At 67.9% G+C, this 433-nt stretch carries 1 protein-coding gene; it reads left to right on the forward strand.

The window, feature by feature from the left end:
• Window positions 1-58 precede the first annotated feature (58 nt).
• Window positions 59-433 (forward strand): biotin/lipoyl-containing protein (locus tag AB4Z02_RS19130; RefSeq protein ID WP_441972953.1); only part of this gene is annotated, 375 nt, incomplete at its 3' end.

Genomic DNA, 433 nt, shown 5'->3' on the forward strand with positions numbered 1-433 from the left:
CTCGCATACTGACCCGCACACGGGCATCCCGGGCGAATCGACCGAAAGAAGCTGCAGCATGAGCGAATCGAAGTTCCTCCTCCCCGACGTCGGCGAAGGCCTGACCGAGGCGGAGATCGTCGAATGGAAGGTGGCGCCCGGCGACACCGTGTCGGTGAACCAGGTGCTCGTCGAGATCGAGACGGCGAAGTCGCTCGTCGAGCTGCCGTCTCCGTTCGAGGGAACGGTCGGCGAGCTGCTGGTGTCCGTCGGCCAGACCGTCGACGTGGGAACGCCGATCATCACCGTGTCGTCGACCTCGACGGATGCCGGGGTGTCGCTCGGCGCACCGGCGCACGGTTCGACCCCGGAGGTCGACGAGGCTGCGGCGGACACGGCTGCGAGCGTCTCGCACGAGACCGACGACAAGCCCGCGCCGCTCGTCGGGTATGGA

Source organism: Pedococcus sp. 2YAF34 (assembly GCF_052114585.1).
In the GTDB taxonomy this organism is placed as follows: domain Bacteria; phylum Actinomycetota; class Actinomycetes; order Actinomycetales; family Dermatophilaceae; genus Pedococcus.